This is a genomic window from Kitasatospora sp. NPDC032757 (assembly GCF_055579305.1).
In genome coordinates, this window is sequence record NZ_JBVINN010000003.1 from 82,746 (window position 1) to 99,366 (window position 16,621).

Here is a 16,621-nt window from a genome sequence, read left to right on the forward strand (position 1 = left end):
CCCCCCCCCCCCCCCCCCCCCCCCCCCCCCCCCCCCCCCCCCCCCCCCCCCCCCGAACCCCCCCCCCCCCCCCCCCCCCCCGCACCGGTCCGGTCGGGGAACGCCGCTCCTCACCCGGACGAACCAGCTCTGCTGGCGGGTGGGGCCACCACCTCGGAGGGTGGTGCGGGAGGTGTGCCGGGCACCCCGGCGCCGGGCAGAATCGAGGACCCCGATGGATCGCCAGCCGGACCGTCAGCCGGATCGCCGGCCGGACCGTCAGCCGCAGCACCGGCCGGATCGCCGGACGACAGCCCCCCACCGGCCCACCGCCCTGGACCCGGACGCCCCCGTGGTCCGCCGCCCCCGTCGTGCGTCGGCCGGCGTGCTGGCGGCGGCCGTGCTCGGCGCGGCGGCCCTGGCCGGCTGCTCCTCGGGCAGCAAGGCGAGCAGCGTCGCCTCCTCGGCCGCCGGCGCGGTGGAGTCCGGCATCTCGGCGGCTGCGTCCGCTGCCGCCTCCGCCGCCGCCTCGGCGGTGGCCTCGGCCGCGGGCGGGCTCTCCTCGGCGGCCGCGTCGGCGGCCTCCTCGGCGGAGGCGGCGGCCTCCTCGGCGATCGCGGGGGTCAAGGGCGGGCTGGACGCCAAGGGTGATGTCACCACGGGCGAGGTGAAGATCGACTCGGACGGCAAGGCCGAGGTGCCGCTCACCGTCACCAACCACGGGCAGCAGTCCGACCGGTACGTGATCCAGGTCAACTTCACCGACGGCTCCGGCAACGTGCTGGACGCGACGGTGGTGACCGTCGAGGACGTCGCGGCCGGGCAGAGTGCCCAGGCCACCGCGAAGAGCAACCGGGATCTCAGCGGCACGGTCAAGGCGGAGGTGGCCAACGCCGTCCGTTACTGACGTCCGTCGCCGATCTGCGAACCCCGTACGGAGCCGCAGGTCAGCGGGGGCCGGGCGGGAGCGGGTGAACCTTAAGGGCGGCTCAAGGCTCAACATCACCCCTTGACGGGTGAGTTGGTCTAGTCCATTTTAATCCCAGGTGCAGGGAGCCCCTGAACCGGCGTCAGCGGTCGAGCCCGCGGGCGCCGGTTCGGCATATCCCGGTGTCCGTCAGGCATGTTCCCGCTCGATTCCCTTCCTCAGTTCTGTCATGCCCTGGTCGTGCGGCCCCACCCCGTACGGACCTGCCGGGGCGGCGGAATCCCCCACAACCAGGAGTCACGCACCCATGCTCCGTTCACGTATCGAAAGGGCCGGGACCCCGGCTCAGGAGGGCGGCCGCCGCCGGCGCCCGAAGAGCCTGGCCGCCATCGCGGCCGGCACGACCGCCTCCCTGCTGCTCGGCGCGGGCCTCGCCCTCTCCGGCGGTGCCTCGGCCAACGCGGCCGTCACCAACTCCACCGGCGCGCCGGCCACCAGCGGTGGCATCAAGGTCGCCTACTTCGACCAGTGGTCGGTCTACGCGAACGCGTACTACCCGAAGACGATCCAGGACACCGGCGTGGCCGGGAAGCTGGACTACCTGATCTACTCGTTCGCCAACATCCACCCGAGCGACCTCGGCTGTTTCGAGGCCACCAAGGCCGCCAGCCAGGACGACAACAACCCGAACGCCGGTGACGGCGCGGGCGACGCGTTCGCCGACTACCAGAAGAGCTACGGCCCGGACGTGGCGGTCGACGGTGTCGGCGACGCCTGGGGCCAGCCGATCGCGGGCAACTTCAATCAGCTGAAGAAGCTGAAGGCGAAGAACCCCAACCTCAAGATCCTGATCTCGCTGGGCGGTTGGACCTACTCCAAGTACTTCTCGGCGGCGGCCGCCACGGACGCCTCGCGCAAGCACCTGGTCTCGTCCTGCATCGACATGTTCATCAAGGGCAACCTCCCGGCGGACGCCGGCTACGGCGGCCCGGGCTCGGCGGCCGGCATCTTCGACGGCATCGACATCGACTGGGAGTACCCGGGCGGCGGCGGCCACACCGGCAACATCTCCAGCCCGAACGACAAGCAGAACTTCACCCTGCTGCTGAAGGAGCTGCGCGAGCAGCTCGACGCCCAGGGCAAGGCCGACGGCAGGACCTACGCCACCGCGGCGGCGGTCGGCGCCGGCCAGGACAAGATCCGGAACGTGGAGACCGACAAGATCGGCCAGTACCTCACGTTCCTGGACATCATGACCTACGACATGCACGGTGCCTGGGACGCCAAGGGCCCGACCAACCACCAGGCCCCGCTCTACTCCGGCCCGGACGACCCGATGACCCCGGCCGCGCCGGGCCACGGCAAGTACTCGGTCGACGCCGCGATCAAGGCGTACACCGCCGGCGACACCGACTACGGCATCCCCGGCGGCTTCCCCGCCAAGAAGATCAACGTGGGGATCCCGTTCTACTACCGCGGCTGGACCGGCGTTCAGAACAACGGCAGGAACGGCCTCTTCCAGCCCGCCACCGGCCCGGCCGCCGGCGCGGCGATGTCCGGCAACGTGCCCGGCATCCAGATGTACAAGGAGCTCGCGGGCTTCGTCGACAACCCGGCCAAGACCTTCTGGGACGACACGGCGAAGACCACGTACTTCTACGACGGCACCACCTTCTGGACCGGTGAGGATGCCCGCTCGATCCAGGCCAAGGTCGACTACGCCCACTGCAACGGTCTCGGCGGTTCCTTCGCCTTCTCGCTGTACGACCTGGGCACCAGGACCGCGCTGTTCGACAAGATGGTCGAGGCCACCAACGGCTCCGCCGCCGGCTGCCCGGCCGCGCCGACGCCCACCCCGACCGCGACCCCGACGGTGACCCCCACGCCGACCGCCACCGCGACGGCCACCCCGACCGCCACCGCGACCCCGACCGCCACCCCGACCACCCCGGCCGGCTGCTCCGGCGCCCCGGCCTGGGACCCGGCCGCCACCTACGCCACCCCGACCAAGGTCTCCTGGAAGGGCCACTACTACACCAGCAAGTGGTGGACCAAGGGCGAGGACCCCACCACCACCGGCCAGTGGGGCGTCTGGACCGACAACGGCCCCTGCTGAACCATCCGAACGCCCGAGCGCATGACGGCCTGACGGACCCGCGCACCACCACCCGCGACACAGACGGTCCGGCCCGCCGGGGGAGCTCCCCCGGCGGGCCGGACCGTTCGCGGTCTCCCGGCGCTCAGGCCAGGTCGTCGGTGCGCCCGAGGGCGTCGGGCTGGGTCTCCTCGATCCGCCGCAGCATCCGGGCCAGCATGCCGGAGAGCACGCTGCGCTCCTCGCCGACGAGGTCCTGGAGCAGCACCTCCTCGAAGACGGCGGCCATCCGCATCGACTCCAGCCACTTGTCGCGGCCGTTCTCGGTCAGCTCGATGATCACCCGGACCCGGTTGGCCTCGTCGCGCTCCCGGGTGACGAGGTCCTCGGCGACCATCCGGTCGATCCGGTGGGTCATCGCGGCCGGGGTGAGCCCGAGCCGCTTGGCCAGCTCTCCCGGGCCCAGCTGGTAGGGGCTCCCGGCGACCACCAGGGCCTTGAGCACCTCCCACTCGGCGGAGGTGATTCCGAGCACAGTCAGCTGCCGGTCGTAGGCGACGCTCATCCGCCGGGCGACCCGGGAGAGGGTCTGCACGATGGTTTCCACCTGGGGGTCCACGTCGGGGAATTCCCGCTGGTAGACGGCCACCTGCTCGGCGATGCCCAGCTCTCGGGCGGTGGCCGGCGCGGGCTTCTCTGCAGTCATGCGGACCAGTGTCGCATGCGGGGTGCACCCCTTAAGCCTTTGACTCCTGACTCTTCCGGTGCTAAGACTTTATATCGTCAGACTTTAGCTCTTAAATCTTCCGGACTTAAGAGTATCCAGCGAAACTCGGCTCGGTGAGCCGGGAGCGACCTCGAAGGGGTGTGCACGGTGACCGGCACGGTGAAGCAGCAGAGGCAGCAGCGTCATGGGGCGGGCGGCCCGCTGCGCCGCGTCCAGATCGGCAACGCGCTCAGTGCGTTCGGCAGCGGGTTCACGATGCCGTACATGTTCGTGTACGTGGACCAGGTGCGGGGGCTGGGCTCGCTGGCCGCCGGGATGGTGTTCACCGTCTTCGCGCTGGCCGCGCTCGCCGTGCTCCCGTTCACCGGCCGCGGCATCGACAAGTACGGCCCGCGCCCGGTGCTGCTGGCCGGCGCCGCGCTCGCCGCCACCGGAGCGTTCGCCTTCGGCCACGCCGCCGGCACACCGGCCCTGCTGGTCTCCTCGTTCCTGTTCGGCGCGGGAGTCACCACCTGCCAGCCGGCGCTCGCCACGATGATCGTCCGCTGCTCGACCCCTGCGACCCGCTCGCACGCCTTCGCGCTGCAGTTCACCCTGATCAACCTGGGGATGGGCATCGGCGCGCTGGTCGGCGGCCAGATCGTGGACGTCGCCGACCCGGCCAGCCTGACCCGGCTGTTCACCATCGAGGCGGCGACCTTCCTGGGTCTGGCCCTCGTCACCGGCACCGCCCGCATCCCGCATGCGGCCCCCGTCCTCGTCCAGGACCAGAAGGGCGGCCCGCAGGGCCTGCGTGCACTGGTCGCCGACAAGGCGATGCTGCGGCTCTGCGTGCTCGCCGGGCTGATCTTCTTCACCTGCTACGGCCAGTTCGAGTCCGGCGTCGCGGCCTTCGCCACCGACACCGTCGGTACCGCGCCCTCCACCCTGGGCATCGCCATCGGCGCCAACGCGCTGACCATCGTGGTGCTGCAGATGTTCATGGTGCGGATCACCGCCCGCCGCCGGCGCACCACCGCGATGGCCGCGGCAGGCGTGGTCTGGCTGGGCGCCTGGGCGATGGCCATGGTCGCCGGCCTGATCCGGACCGAGACCATGGCCGCCACGGTCGCGATCGTCTCGATCTACGCCCTCTTCGGGGTCGGCGAGTCGCTGCTCGCCCCCACCATGGGCCCGATCGTCGCCGATCTCGCCCCGGCCCGGCTGCTCGGCACCTACAACTCCGGGTACGCCCTGGTGAAGCAGGTCGCGATCGCGGTCGGCCCGGCCGTGGGCGTGCTGCTGGTCGGCTCCGGCACCTGGCCGTTCTACCTCGCGGCGATGGCCGGCTCGACCCTGCTGATCGTCGCCCTGGCACTGAAGCTGCGGCCGTACCTCACCGCCGCCCAGGACAACGCGGCCCCGGTCGTGGTCCGCACCGCCCTGCCCGTCCGGGAGCTGCAGACCGCGGCGTGACCCGCCCTGAGCAGCGTCGCGACTGCGCCGTCCGGGTCACCTGGACGGCGCCCGTCGTGCTTGGATTCGTGACCACCGGCACATAGTGTCAGTGGCTGTTGACCGCCCGGCCCCGGCCGGCACAGGCGAGACAGGCGAATCGGCGAGGCTATGACGCAAGCGGCGCTCACGCACCCACCCGCACCACCAGCCCCCGCAGCCCCCGCACCGGCGCTGCGGGGGCTGCTGCGCTGGGCGGCCGACCGGGCCGGCTGGCTCGGGCCGATCGGCGTGGCGCTCTTCGCCGGGATCCTCCGGTTCTGGAACCTCGGCTACCCCAACGCCTTCGTCTTCGACGAGACGTACTACCCCAAGGACGCCTGGTCGCTGCTCCACCAGGGCTACGAGGGGACGTGGCCGGACAGCGCCAACGCCGACATCCTGGCCGTCCCGCAGCACATCCCGCTCACCGCCTCCCCCGAGTTCATCGCCCACCCGCCGCTCGGCAAGTGGGTGATCTCGATCGGCGAGGCGGCCTTCGGGCTGCACCCCTTCGGCTGGCGGTTCATGACCGCGCTGCTCGGCACCGTCACCGTGCTGATGCTGGCCCGGATCGGCCGTCGGCTCTTCGGCTCCACCCTGATCGGCTGCACCGCCGCCCTCCTGATGTCCGTCGACGGCCTCCAGCTGGTGATGAGCCGGGTCGGCCTGCTCGACGGCGTCCAGATGTTCTTCGTCCTCGCCGCCTTCGGCAGCCTGCTGGTCGACCGCGACCGCACCCGCGCGCGGCTGGCCGCCGTCCGCGACACCTACGGCGGCGACACCGTCCGGCTCGGCCGGCGCCCCTGGCGGATCGCCGCCGGGGTGTTCCTCGGCGCCGCCTGCGCGGTCAAGTGGAACGGCGCCCCGGTGCTCGCCGCCTTCGGCCTGCTCACCGTCCTCTGGGACCAGTCCGGCCGCCGCTGGGCCGGCGCCCGCCGCCCCTGGCGCTCGATGCTGCGCCGGGACGCCCTGCCCGCCCTGCTCGCCATGGTCGGCTCCGCCCTGGTGGTGTACGTCGGCGCCTGGGCCGGCTGGCTCGCCGCCGGCGGCAAGTCCGGCGGCGGGTACGACCGGCACTGGGCCGACAGCCGGGCCGGCCTCTCCCCGGACAGCGTCCTCGGCGTCCCGCTGCCGCAGGTCCCGATGAGCTGGGTGCCCGCACCGCTGCGCAGCCTCTGGCACTACCACTCGCAGATGTACGACTTCAATACCGGGCTGAGCACCCCGCACACCTACCAGTCCAACCCGTTCAGCTGGCTGGTCCAGGGCCGTCCGGTCTCCATGTACTGGGAACAGGTGCCGAACGGACAGCACGGCTGCACCGCGTCCGGCGGCTGCGCCGCGCAGATCCTCGGCCTCGGCACCCCGCTGCTCTGGTGGACGGCCTGCTTCGCCCTGGCCTACCTGCTCTGGCGCTGGTTCTTCCGCCGGGACTGGCGCTCCGGCGCGGTGCTCTGCGGCGTCGCCGGGGTCTACCTGCCGTGGTTCCAGTACCAGGAGCGGACGGTCTTCTCGTTCTACATGGTCGTGCTGGTGCCGTTCCTCTGCCTGGCCGTCGCCCAGATGCTCGGCGCGGTGCTCGGGCCGCAGGGCTGTTCGCCCGAACGGCGCCGGATCGGCGCGGCCGGGGCCGGGCTGATCGTGCTGGCCATCGTCGGCTGCTTCGCCTTCTTCTACCCGCTCTACACGGCGGAGGTGATCCCGATGACGTCCTGGCAGGACCGGATGTGGTTCACCAGCTGGATCTGACCCCCGTGACCCCGGCGGAGGCGGTGCTGGCGGCGGGCAGCGGCCAGCTGCTGCCGGTCACCCCGGTGCTCGGGGTGGTCACCGCCGTCCTTCTGGCCGCCGCCGTGGCCGTGGCGGGGTGGGGCCTGCTCGGCCACGGGCACGCGGTGCTCCGGGCCGGCCTGCGCGCGGTGGTGCAGCTGGCCGCCGTCGCGCTGGTGATCACCTGGGTGGTCGGCTCGCTCTGGTGGTCGGCGCTGTTCGTGCTGCTGATGTTCGCGGTCGCGGTGCGGACGGCCGGCCGGCGGATGACCCCCGGGCCGGAGTGGAGGTGGGCGGCCGCGCCGATCGGCGCCGGGGTGCTCCCGGTGCTCGCGCTGCTGCTGGGCGTCGGACTGCTGCCTCCGAAGGGCCTCTCGGTCATCCCGGTCGCCGGCATCCTGATCGGCGGTGCGCTCACCGCCACCTCGCTGGCCGGCCGCCGCGCCCTGGACGAGCTGCGCCAGCGCCACGGTGAGGTGGAGGCGGCGCTCGCGCTGGGCTTCGAGGCGCGGGACGCCCGGCTGGAGATCTGCCGCACCGCCGCCGCCACCTCGCTCGTCCCGGCCCTCGACCAGACCCGGACGGTGGGCCTGGTCACACTGCCCGGCGCCTTCGTCGGCATGCTGCTCGGCGGTGCCACCCCGGCGCAGGCGGGTGCGGTGCAGCTGTTCGTGCTGGTCGCGCTGCTGGCGGTGGAGTCGGTCGCGATCGTGGTGGTGCTGGAGCTGGTCGCCCGCGCGCTGGTGGGGGCGGAGCCCGTGCACGGGGGCGTCCGGTAGGCTGGTGGGCGTTGAAGGGGAGTAGCCCTCCACCGGACCGTCGACATACTGGCCCCTCGCGGGCCCGGCGCCCGGGGCACGCGTCGTTCTCGGCGTGCCGGCGAGACCTTCGGCCGCAGTGCTGTGAATCTGTCCAGTGCTGTCGGGCCGAAGCGTCCCCCAGCGGAGCTGCCGAGGCCGGGCAGCCCGACCGAGGGAAACCGAACCCCCGATGAGCAAGCGAATCACCAGAAGGCGCGTACGGGCGCACGCCCCTGCCGGGCGAAGCGGGGCGGGCGCATGAGCCTGGCCGTTCTCGCCATCACCTTCGGCATCGTCTTCCTGGCCGAGCTGCCGGACAAGACCGCCCTGGCCAGCCTGATGCTCGGCGCCAAGTACCGCGCGAGCCACGTCTTCGCCGGCATCGCCGCGGCCTTCGCCCTCCAGGTCGGCATCGCCCTGGTCGCCGGCCACCTGCTCTCGCTGCTGCCGCACCGCTGGGTGGAGGGGGTCACCGGCGTGCTGTTCCTGGCCGGGGCCGCCATGCTGCTCTTCCACGGCGGGGGCGACGACGAGGACGGCCACGCCGCCAAGGAGCCGTCCGCCAACAGCTTCTGGAAGGTCGCCGGGGCCAGCTTCGTGGTCGTCGCGATCGCCGAGTTCGGCGATCTCACCCAGATCATGACCGCCAACCTGGCCGCCAAGTACGCCGACCCGCTCGCCGTCGGCCTCGGTGCCTGGCTGGCGCTCTGCGCCGTCGCCGGGATCGCCATCGTGGGCGGCCAGAAGCTGCTGAAGCACGTGCCGATGAAGGTGATCATCCGGGTGGCGGCCGGCGTGATGGTCCTGATGGCCGGCGTCAGCATCTTCCAGGCGGTCACCGGCTGACACCCGGTCAGCAGCCCGGGTCGGCCTCCAGGGCGGCCCGGGTCTTGGGCCCGTAGACGTTGTTCTCGCCCTTGATCCGGTTGTAGCGCTGGTAGTCGCTCAGCACGGTCTGGGTCCAGTAGTCGAAGGTGCCGGTGATGATCGACTTGTCGACTATTCCACATTCGGCGACCCACAGGCGCTGCTGCATGTCCTTGACGTCCGGGCCGGTCATGTTCAGCTGGAGCACCCGGATCGTCGGGGTCGGGGTGGGGGTCGGCGTCGTCGCCGTGGGGGTCGGCGTCGGGGTGGGGGTCGGGCTCGGCGCGGGCGGCGGGGTGGTCGGCGCCGGGGGAGCGGGCGCCGCCGGCGGCGTCGCGGCCGTGGCAGTCGGGGTTGCCGTCCTGGTCGGGCTCGGCTTGGCGGTCCTGGTCGCGGTCGGGCTCGGCGTGTCGCCGGCCGACGGCGGCGGTGCGCTCGGGCTCGGAACCGGCGGGGTGGTGGGGTCGACCGGCGCGGGCGCCAGGGTCGTCGAGGGCGCCGGCTGCGCCTGGTGGCCCGGCTCGGCGGAGGGCGTCACCGCGTACGCCAGGCCGACGGTGAGCGCCAGCAGTCCGGCGCCGGCCGCGATCAGCAGCGCCCTGCGCCGGACCGTCGGGCTCCCCTCCGCCTGCTCCGCCGCTCGGCGGGCGGCCCGGCCGCCGGTGCTGGTCGCGGGCCCGGCGGGGGCGGAGTGCTCGAACGGGAAGAGGCCGATCTCGCCGCCGTCGGCAGGGGGCTGCTGGTACTCGTCCTGGTGGTACCCGTCCTGCCGGTAACCGCCCTGCCGGGGCGCCGGCATGACGGGGGGCAGCACGGTGGTCGCGTAGGCGTCGGCGTCCGGGCCGGCCGGCGGGACGGGCGGCAGGACGGTCGTCGCGGGTGCGGCGGGCGGGCCTGTCGGAGGCTGGACCGGCGGCAGCACGGTGGTGGCGAACGGGTCCGCCGAGACGCCGCCCGCCACGATGCCGCCCACCGGAACGCCGCCCGACGGGGTGTCCGCGACCTGTCCGACGGCCTGCGGCACGTACGGCCGCACCAGCGGCGGGCCTTCGAGGTGCGGCAGGACGGCGGTCTCGGTCAGGCCCGGGTCCGGGAGGCACCCGCACCCGGCGGAGCGTGCGGTGCCGCACGTCGGGCAGTGCTGGTCCGGCATCGGCCGGTCCTCCTCGGTCTCGGATCAGTTCTCGTGTGCCCCCGACGCGTTCCCGGGCGGGTGCTCCCGGACGGCTGCTCGGACGTGCTCCCCGAGGCACGTGCCCGGACGTGTGCTCCCGGGGGCGAACGCGCCTGATTATGCAGGACGTCTCCGAGGGGGGACAGGGGCGTCCGGCCCGCTCTGGGGGTGTTGTGCCGGTTGGTGGTGGTTGGGAGTTGAAGAACGGTCGGCGAGCCCGGCCCGTCACCCGGATGGCCGCCGTTCTTACGTTCGGCTCAACTGGACGGCGCAAACCAGGGCGATTCTGACAGCATGGTGAACCGGGAGTGATCGTCCGCATGGACCCCGGCCGGCCGGGGCCCGCCACCCCGGGCCCGCGCCCCGCCCCGGGCCCGCGACCCCCTACGGAGACCCCATGACGGATCCGATCGCCGCGTCCGACCGGAGCCCGGCGGGCGAGCCGGGCCCGCCGGAGGTCACCGTCCCCAACCTCTGGGTCCCGATCGGCGCCCTGCTGCTGGCGATGCTGCTCGCCGCGCTCGACCAGACCATCGTCTCCACCGCACTGCCCACCATCGTCAGCGACCTCGGCGGCCTGGAGCACCTCTCCTGGGTGGTCACCGCGTACATGCTCGCCTCCACCGCGGCCACCCCGCTCTGGGGCAAGCTCGGCGACATGTACGGCCGGAAGCGGTTCTTCCAGGCCTCGATCGTGATCTTCCTCCTGGGTTCGGTGCTCTGCGGCATCTCCCAGAACATGGGCGAGCTGATCGCCTTCCGCGCCCTCCAGGGCCTCGGCGGCGGCGGGCTGATGGTGCTGTCGCAGGCCATCGTCGGCGACCTCGTCTCCCCCCGGGACCGCGGCAAGTACCAGGGCCTCTTCGGCGCCGTCTTCGGCGTCACCAGCGTGCTGGGCCCGTTGCTCGGCGGCCTCTTCGTGGACAACCTCAGCTGGCGCTGGGTCTTCTACATCAACCTGCCGATCGGCGTGGTCGCCCTGGTGGTGATCGCCGCCGTGCTGCACGGGGCGGAGGTCAAGCGGCGGCACCGGATCGACTACCTGGGCACCGTGCTGATCGCCTCGGTGGCCACCTGCCTGGTGCTGATGACCTCCCTCGGCGGCACGACGTGGGCGTGGAACTCCTGGCAGATCGTCGGCCTCGGCGTGCTGGGCCTCGTCCTGCTGGTCGCCTTCGTCGCGGCCGAACGGGCCGCCGACGAACCGGTGCTGCCGCTGCGGCTGTTCCGTTCGCAGACGTTCAGCCTGGTCGCCGTCATCTCCTTCGTGGTCGGCTTCGCCATGTTCGGCGCGCTCACCTACCTGCCGACCTTCCTCCAGGTGGTCATGCAGGTGTCGCCGACCATGTCCGGCATCCACATGCTGCCGATGGTGCTCGGCATGCTGCTCACCTCGATCGGCTCCGGCCAGATCGTCGCCCGCACCGGCCGCTACCGGATCTTCCCGATCGCCGGAACGGCCGTCACCACCGTGGGCCTGCTGCTGCTCTCCCGGCTGGACGAAAACACCAGCACCTTCGAGATGAGCTGCTACTTCCTCGTCTTCGGCCTGGGCCTGGGCCTGGTGATGCAGGTGCTGGTGCTGATCGTGCAGAACTCCGTCGGCTACCAGGACCTCGGCGTCGCCACCGCCGGAGCCACGTTCTTCCGCTCCATCGGCGCGTCCTTCGGCGTCTCCATCTTCGGCACGCTCTTCGCGTCCGGGCTGAACGACCGGCTGCGGGACGCCCTCGCCGGAGTGCCGCTGCCGCCCGGCTTCAACCCCGGGGCGGTCAGCTCCGACCCGCGCGTCATCACCGTGCTCCCCGCCGACGTGCAGGCCGGGATCCACCACGCGTACGCCGAGTCGATCACCCGGGTCTTCCTGTACGCGGTGCCGGTCGCCCTGGTCGCCTTCGTGCTCTCGCTCTTCCTGCGCGAGCAGAAGCTCCGCGCGACGGTGACCACGCCCGACCTCGGCGAGTCGATCGGCCTCAACCCGGTCGAGCGCTCCTCGCTGGACGAGATCGCCCGCGCCCTCTCGGTGCTGAGCGGCCGGGAGGCCCGGCACGACCTGTTCCGGAGGATCACGGAGTCGGCCGGGCTCGACCTCAAGCCGGCCTCCAGCTGGCTGCTGCTGCAGATGTACCACCACGGCTCGGTCGAGCCCACCGGGCTGGCCGAGCGCCGGACCGTCCCGACCGCGGTGGTCGAGGAGGCCGTTGGCGAGGTCGAGCGCCGGGGGCTCGCCTCGCGCACCGCCGGCCTCCCGCTGCGGCTCACCGAACCGGGCGAGGTGGTGGCGCTGCGGCTGGTGGCCGCGCGGCGGGAGCAGCTCGCCGAGCTCCTCGGCGACTGGGACGAGAAGCAGTACACGGACCTCGCCGACCTGCTGACCCGGCTGTCGTCCGGGCTCTGCGCCGACCTGCGCGACCGGCCGGACCGGGTCGGCCCGGAGCGCCCGTACCCGGGGGAGGGGCGTTCGTCCTGAACGCCCCTCAGGGGGAGCCGAACCAGCGCGGGGTATCGAGGCGGAACGGGTCGCCGGGGGCGAGCGCGCGCAGGTCCGTCTCCAGGGCGCGCAGTCGCTCCTCGCCGAGCGTGGCGGACCACTGCGCTCGCAGTTCGTCGAAGATCCGGGCGGAGCGGACGAGGCAGTCGACGCCGCGCGCGGTGAGCCGGACCACCTTGCGGCGGGCGTCGGCCGGGTCGCTGCCGCGCTCGACGTAGCCGAGCTGTTCGAGCTGCTCGACGGTCTTGCCGGCGGCCTGCTTGGAGACGCCGAGCCGGCGGCCGAGTTCGACGGCGGTGGTGCCGTCGGGGCCGATCGCCTGGAAGACGAAGCCGTGCATCGGCCGGAGGTCGGGGTGCCCTTCGAGGGCGATGCGCTCGTGCAGTTCGTCGATGATCACGCGGAAGGCGAGGAGGAGCCGCAGCGGCAGCTCGAAGCCGGGGGGCGGCGGGGAATCGCTTGACACGATAGACAACCTCATTGACCATATAGACAACGCAGTTGTCCATTCTAGGGGGTTGCCACACATGTCTGCCATCCGTCCCGTCATCGGCTCCGTCATCCGCCAGGCCGAAGCCCGTCGCACCGAGACACCCAACGGCGTCATGACCACATTCGCCTCGCCCACCCAGGGCGGCGCCGCGCTGGCCATGTGGCACGTCGACATGCTGCCGGGGCGCCAGGGGCCGCTGCACGCCATGGACACCGAGCAGGTCTGGACGTTCCTGACCGGGGACGTCGTGATCGACCTCGCCGGGGAGGAGGTCGCGGTCGCGGCGGGCGACACCGTCGTCCTGCCGGCGGACGTCGCCCGTCAGCTGCGGACCTCGTCCGGATTCACCGCCGTGGTGGCCTCGCCCACCCCGTCCGTGGCCTACAACCCGGACGCCGTCACCCCGGAGGGCGCCTGCGGTCTGGCCCCGCGGGACGACCAGCGGGTCGTCCCGCCGTGGATCGCCTGATGCAGCAGGACACTCCCGCACCGCGGTGAGCGCGGTACGGGAGTGTCGGGTGCTGGTGCAGGGTGCTGGTGCCGGGTGTCAGCACCAGGGGGTGTCAGTCGAGGCGGACCTGGCCGCCGCGGTCCAGCTGGTCCACGATGCCCCAGGAGGCCTCGTTGTTGCGCAGGTTCGCGGTCAGGCTGCCGCCGCGGCCGCCGGGGACGTAGTTGGCGTCACCGTAGAACCACGGGTACACCCAGACGCCGATGGTCGAGTTGGTGGCGTTCTCGACGGAGGCGGCGTTGTTGCGCACCTTCTGGCCGTAGCCCGCCGAGCCGTACTGGTCCTGCTTCCAGAAGGTCTCGTTGATCTCGCCGCTCTGGACGGTGTACTCCATCGTCATGGCGCCCTCGGCGCTCGGCGAGTAGTAGATGCACAGGGTGACGTAGGCGCCGTTGCTGTCCTTGCAGCGGACCGGGTTGCTCCAGGTGCTCCACCCGTTGATCCAGGTGACGCTGTCGGCGTTGGCCTGGGCCGCGCCGGTGAGCATGGTGGTACCCGCGATGGCGAGGGCCGCCGCGCCGGTGGCCAGACGACGGCCGGTCGACTTCAGCTTCATGTGGTGGTTGTGCTCCTTCGCTCGGTGGAGGGTTGCCGGGCCGGCGGATCCGGTCCGCGGCCCGGCTGCCGGGGCCGCCGGTCGTGGCGGCCCCGGCACGGCCCCGTCCGTGGGGTGGTTCGGGGTGGCTGTAGTGGCGGGGAGGTCAGGGGAGCTCAGGGGAGCTCAGGGGGTGGCGGGCGCGGGGGAGGACCAGTCGTGGTCGAGCAGCCGCCCGAGCGAGCCCACCTCGGAGTCGAGGGTCGCCTTCACGCCGGCCAAGTCCTTCGCGTGCTTGGCGATCGCCGCATTCTGCAGAGTGGACTCGGAGGCGAACCAGATCCCGGTCAGGTTGGTCCGGCCCTTGCAGTCGACGTCGGCCACGGCCTGGGCGATCTCCGCGCTGCCCGGTGCCGGGTCCTTCATCGTCGTGACGGTCGCCGGCGCCGTCAGCGGATCCGGGATGTCGAAGCCGCGGCCCTTCATGCAGTCCACCCAGGCGGTGGTGGCCGCGACGACCTCGGGCGCGGTCCTCGACCCGGTGAAACTGCCCGACTTGATGTCGGTCACCACGCCCTGCAGGCTGCTTCCGGGCCCCTGCGGGCCGCCGACGGCCCCCGGCAGGACGCGGTCGAGCTCGGCGAAGCAGCCACCCTCCGGCAGGAGCTTTCCCTGGTACGAGGTCACCCGGGAGCCGCGGGCCGGGTCGACGCCGAGCAGCACGGTCTGGGCGGCGGCGGGCAGTGCGGACAGCGAGACCGGCGGCGCCGGGGTGGCCTGCTCGGACGCGGCCTGCGGCAGGTGGTAACCCCACCGGGCCGCGCTGTCAGCATCGGTGATGCCGTAACGGCGGTTCATCAGCGTGAAGGCGTTCACACCCGGGCCGTCCGGCCCTGGCTTGGCCGGCACCGGGTAGTCCAGCCCGTACCGCTTCATGCAGGAGCCGGTGGCGGCCTTGCGCACCCAGTCGAACTGCACCGACTGGACCGCCGTCAGCATGTACTGCTCGATGGGCAGGTGGAGTTCGGCGATGCCCGTGCCCGCCGTGGGCGGCGCCACCGGAGCGGTGGGCGGTGCGGCGATCGGTGGCACCGCGGACGTGGCCGTTGCCGTGGCGCAGCCGCTCACCAGTGCGAGTAGGGCCAGCAGCCCCGCCCCGAGGCCGGCGGGGTGCGCTTCGCGGGGAGTACGGCTGCGGCCTGTCCTCTCACTGCGGCGCAACGGCATGGCGGATCGCTCCTCGGGTCCGGTCTGGGTCTGGTCGGCCCGGGCGCGGTCCTGGGAGGAGGGCGGTCGCGGCGCACCTCACGGGAGGCGGCGACCCGGCCCGGCGCCGGGCGTTTGCCCAGCGTAGGGGAGCCGCCGGACGGTGATCGCGCCCCGGACTCCGGTGGGACGCACCGCATTTCGTCTCACCGCCGGGACCTGCGGTTTGGGACGGCCGACAGCGTCCGAATGGAGACGTCCCACGGTGTTCCGGGGGCGCGGCTCGCCCGCGGAGGCCGCGCGGCCCCGCACCCGGCCGAGGCGTCAGGTGTAGGAGACTGCAGCTGACACAGACGAGGGCCGGAGCCCGACGCGGGCCCCGGCGGACGAGGAGGTGCGGCATGTCCGTGGTGAAGATCAACGTGCTGACTGTTCCGGTCGAGCAGCGCGAGGTGCTGGAGAAGCGGTTCGCCTCGCGGGCCGGGACGGTCGAGAACTCGGACGGCTTCGAGTGGTTCGAGCTGCTCCGCCCGGTCGAGGGGACCGATCAGTACCTCGTCTACACCCGCTGGCGCAGCGAGGACGACTTCAAGGCCTGGATGGAGGGCCCCATGCAGGCCGCCCACCGCCAGGGCCCGCCCGCCGCGGAGGGCGAGGCCCCGAAGCGGCCGGCCGCCTCGGGCTCCACGCTGTGGTCCTTCGAGGTCGTCCAGTCGACGGGGCCGAAGGCCTGAGGGTCGTGCTTGTGAGCGGCGCGCCCCGGGCTCTCAAGGCCCCGGGGCGCGCGGTTCGTCGGGATCAGCGGGTTTTGGGGGCGCGGGTGGCGCCCACGCGCGCGGCGTAGCCCGTGACCGCGACGTCGCCCACCCCGCCGACCGGGGTCATGTTCGGAAGTACGGTGACGAACCGGATGCCCAGCCCGGCCTGCTCGGACTCCTCGGCGCCGTACTGGCGCAGGTAGCGGATGGCGGCCTTGGCCCTGGCGTACCCGCCGCTGATCGGTGAGCCGCCGAGCGCGGCTCCGCTGGACATCGACAGGACCAGGCTGCCCGGGGCCAGCGGCTCCCGCAGAGCGGCTCCGGTCCAGGTGAAGACGTGCCGGGTGTCGACCTCCCAGTTGCGGCTGAAGGTCTCCCAGGTCTGCTTCTGTACGGGTGCCATGTGCGGCGTGGCCCCGGCGTTGAGGACGAGCAGGCCGGGGCGGTGGGTGCGGATGACCTCTGCGGCGAGGGCCTTGTCGGTGGCGTCGGCGGCGATTGGCTGAAGCCCTCGCCGAGCTCTTCGCGTACGGCGAGCGGTGCCTGCTCGTCGCGGGCAATACCGACGACGCGGACCCCGTGAGTGACGAGCACGGCGGCGATCGCGCGCCCGAAGCCACGGCTCGCACCGGTGACGACGGCGGTCCGGATTGGATCTGACATGGGGGGCTCCACGGTGCTGGTCGGGTTCGGTCGCCATCAGGACCAGCCGCGAGCGGGAAACCGTCGCCGCCGCGGGAAGCTTTTTTGGCGTTCCGCACGGTGGCGCCACCGCGTGGATCGGATCACGCCGCCGCGGCGTACAGGACCT

15 protein-coding genes and 1 pseudogene are annotated in these 16,621 nt (G+C 72.6%); 9 read left to right on the top strand and 7 right to left on the bottom strand.

Annotation, left to right across the window (positions count from 1 at the left end):
- Positions 1-214 precede the first annotated feature (214 nt).
- Positions 215-886, top strand: a complete 672-nt coding sequence (locus tag ACZ5WK_RS05935; RefSeq protein ID WP_465545389.1) for an FxLYD domain-containing protein — start codon at positions 215-217, stop codon at positions 884-886.
- 328 nt (positions 887-1,214) lie between these two features.
- Positions 1,215-3,023 carry a glycosyl hydrolase family 18 protein gene (locus tag ACZ5WK_RS05940; RefSeq protein WP_465545391.1) on the top strand — a complete coding sequence of 603 codons (1,809 nt, stop codon included), beginning with the start codon at positions 1,215-1,217 and terminating at the stop codon, positions 3,021-3,023.
- Positions 3,024-3,147: 124 nt separating this feature from the next.
- On the opposite strand, the gene ACZ5WK_RS05945 is transcribed toward ACZ5WK_RS05940, so the two are convergent.
- On the bottom strand, positions 3,148-3,708 hold the full coding sequence (locus ACZ5WK_RS05945) for a MarR family winged helix-turn-helix transcriptional regulator (protein WP_465545394.1): 561 nt from the start codon (positions 3,706-3,708) through the stop codon (positions 3,148-3,150).
- A 168-nt stretch (positions 3,709-3,876) separates the two neighbouring features.
- Between ACZ5WK_RS05945 and ACZ5WK_RS05950 the strand changes: the two genes are divergently transcribed.
- The 4 genes from ACZ5WK_RS05950 (at position 3,877) to ACZ5WK_RS05965 (ending at position 8,621) form a co-directional block, all read left to right on the top strand.
- Complete coding sequence (locus tag ACZ5WK_RS05950; RefSeq protein ID WP_465545396.1) at positions 3,877-5,184, top strand: MFS transporter; 1,308 nt, start codon at positions 3,877-3,879, stop codon at positions 5,182-5,184.
- A 150-nt stretch (positions 5,185-5,334) separates the two neighbouring features.
- On the top strand, positions 5,335-6,954 hold the full coding sequence (locus ACZ5WK_RS05955; RefSeq protein ID WP_465545398.1) for a dolichyl-phosphate-mannose--protein mannosyltransferase: 1,620 nt from the start codon (positions 5,335-5,337) through the stop codon (positions 6,952-6,954).
- Between the two features lie 26 nt (positions 6,955-6,980).
- The gene (locus ACZ5WK_RS05960; protein WP_465545926.1) at positions 6,981-7,754 is read left to right on the top strand and encodes an ABC transporter permease; all 774 of its coding nucleotides are present in this window, start codon (positions 6,981-6,983) and stop codon (positions 7,752-7,754) included.
- A 279-nt stretch (positions 7,755-8,033) separates the two neighbouring features.
- Entirely contained in the window at positions 8,034-8,621 is a 588-nt protein-coding gene (locus ACZ5WK_RS05965; RefSeq protein WP_465545400.1) for a TMEM165/GDT1 family protein, read from the top strand.
- Between the two features lie 7 nt (positions 8,622-8,628).
- Here ACZ5WK_RS05965 and ACZ5WK_RS05970 read toward each other — a convergent pair whose 3' ends face one another.
- Positions 8,629-9,795 (bottom strand): peptidoglycan-binding domain-containing protein, encoded by a 1,167-nt coding sequence (locus ACZ5WK_RS05970; RefSeq protein WP_465545402.1) that lies wholly within the window; start codon positions 9,793-9,795, stop codon positions 8,629-8,631.
- A 418-nt stretch (positions 9,796-10,213) separates the two neighbouring features.
- Here ACZ5WK_RS05970 and ACZ5WK_RS05975 point away from each other — a divergent pair, with 418 nt between their 5' ends.
- A complete protein-coding gene (locus tag ACZ5WK_RS05975) occupies positions 10,214-12,286 on the top strand; it encodes an MDR family MFS transporter (protein WP_465545404.1) in 2,073 nt (690 codons plus the stop codon).
- A 7-nt stretch (positions 12,287-12,293) separates the two neighbouring features.
- Here the strand turns inward: ACZ5WK_RS05975 and ACZ5WK_RS05980 are convergent, their stop codons facing one another.
- The gene (locus tag ACZ5WK_RS05980) at positions 12,294-12,773 is read right to left on the bottom strand and encodes a MarR family winged helix-turn-helix transcriptional regulator (RefSeq protein ID WP_465545406.1); all 480 of its coding nucleotides are present in this window, start codon (positions 12,771-12,773) and stop codon (positions 12,294-12,296) included.
- A 61-nt stretch (positions 12,774-12,834) separates the two neighbouring features.
- Here ACZ5WK_RS05980 and ACZ5WK_RS05985 point away from each other — a divergent pair, with 61 nt between their 5' ends.
- The gene (locus tag ACZ5WK_RS05985; protein WP_465545408.1) at positions 12,835-13,269 is read left to right on the top strand and encodes a cupin domain-containing protein; all 435 of its coding nucleotides are present in this window, start codon (positions 12,835-12,837) and stop codon (positions 13,267-13,269) included.
- 94 nt (positions 13,270-13,363) lie between these two features.
- Here the strand turns inward: ACZ5WK_RS05985 and ACZ5WK_RS05990 are convergent, their stop codons facing one another.
- Positions 13,364-13,867, bottom strand: coding sequence for a hypothetical protein (locus ACZ5WK_RS05990; RefSeq protein WP_465545410.1), 504 nt, complete (start codon positions 13,865-13,867; stop codon positions 13,364-13,366).
- Between the two features lie 165 nt (positions 13,868-14,032).
- Positions 14,033-15,073: a hypothetical protein gene (locus tag ACZ5WK_RS05995; RefSeq protein ID WP_465545412.1), complete on the bottom strand. Its 1,041-nt coding sequence runs from the start codon at positions 15,071-15,073 to the stop codon at positions 14,033-14,035.
- A gap of 380 nt (positions 15,074-15,453) precedes the next feature.
- On the opposite strand from ACZ5WK_RS05995, the gene ACZ5WK_RS06000 reads away from it, so the two are divergent.
- Positions 15,454-15,786 carry an antibiotic biosynthesis monooxygenase family protein gene (locus ACZ5WK_RS06000; protein ID WP_396319543.1) on the top strand — a complete coding sequence of 111 codons (333 nt, stop codon included), beginning with the start codon at positions 15,454-15,456 and terminating at the stop codon, positions 15,784-15,786.
- A gap of 64 nt (positions 15,787-15,850) precedes the next feature.
- On the opposite strand, the gene ACZ5WK_RS06005 is transcribed toward ACZ5WK_RS06000, so the two are convergent.
- Together ACZ5WK_RS06005 and ACZ5WK_RS06010 are read right to left on the bottom strand one after the other, a co-directional pair.
- Complete coding sequence (locus ACZ5WK_RS06005; RefSeq protein WP_465545928.1) at positions 15,851-16,309, bottom strand: SDR family oxidoreductase; 459 nt, start codon at positions 16,307-16,309, stop codon at positions 15,851-15,853.
- A gap of 71 nt (positions 16,310-16,380) precedes the next feature.
- Positions 16,381-16,473: pseudogene (locus tag ACZ5WK_RS06010) on the bottom strand (3-oxoacyl-ACP reductase); the annotation flags it as partial.
- Between the last annotated feature and the right edge of the window lie 148 nt (positions 16,474-16,621).

What these genes read in the sequence shown, in the direction of transcription:
- ACZ5WK_RS05990 (WP_465545410.1), bottom strand. Translation starts at nt 13,867, where the DNA reads ATGAAGCTGAAGTCGACCGGCCGTCGTCTGGCCACCGGCGCGGCGGCC.
- ACZ5WK_RS06000 (WP_396319543.1), top strand. Translation starts at nt 15,454, where the DNA reads ATGTCCGTGGTGAAGATCAACGTGCTGACTGTTCCGGTCGAGCAGCGC.
- ACZ5WK_RS05965 (WP_465545400.1), top strand. Translation starts at nt 8,034, where the DNA reads ATGAGCCTGGCCGTTCTCGCCATCACCTTCGGCATCGTCTTCCTGGCC.
- ACZ5WK_RS05975 (WP_465545404.1), top strand. Translation starts at nt 10,214, where the DNA reads ATGACGGATCCGATCGCCGCGTCCGACCGGAGCCCGGCGGGCGAGCCG.
- ACZ5WK_RS05935 (WP_465545389.1), top strand. Translation starts at nt 215, where the DNA reads ATGGATCGCCAGCCGGACCGTCAGCCGGATCGCCGGCCGGACCGTCAG.
- ACZ5WK_RS05995 (WP_465545412.1), bottom strand. Translation starts at nt 15,073, where the DNA reads ATGCCGTTGCGCCGCAGTGAGAGGACAGGCCGCAGCCGTACTCCCCGC.
- ACZ5WK_RS05955 (WP_465545398.1), top strand. Translation starts at nt 5,335, where the DNA reads ATGACGCAAGCGGCGCTCACGCACCCACCCGCACCACCAGCCCCCGCA.
- ACZ5WK_RS05970 (WP_465545402.1), bottom strand. Translation starts at nt 9,795, where the DNA reads ATGCCGGACCAGCACTGCCCGACGTGCGGCACCGCACGCTCCGCCGGG.
- ACZ5WK_RS05985 (WP_465545408.1), top strand. Translation starts at nt 12,835, where the DNA reads ATGTCTGCCATCCGTCCCGTCATCGGCTCCGTCATCCGCCAGGCCGAA.
- ACZ5WK_RS05945 (WP_465545394.1), bottom strand. Translation starts at nt 3,708, where the DNA reads ATGACTGCAGAGAAGCCCGCGCCGGCCACCGCCCGAGAGCTGGGCATC.
- ACZ5WK_RS05940 (WP_465545391.1), top strand. Translation starts at nt 1,215, where the DNA reads ATGCTCCGTTCACGTATCGAAAGGGCCGGGACCCCGGCTCAGGAGGGC.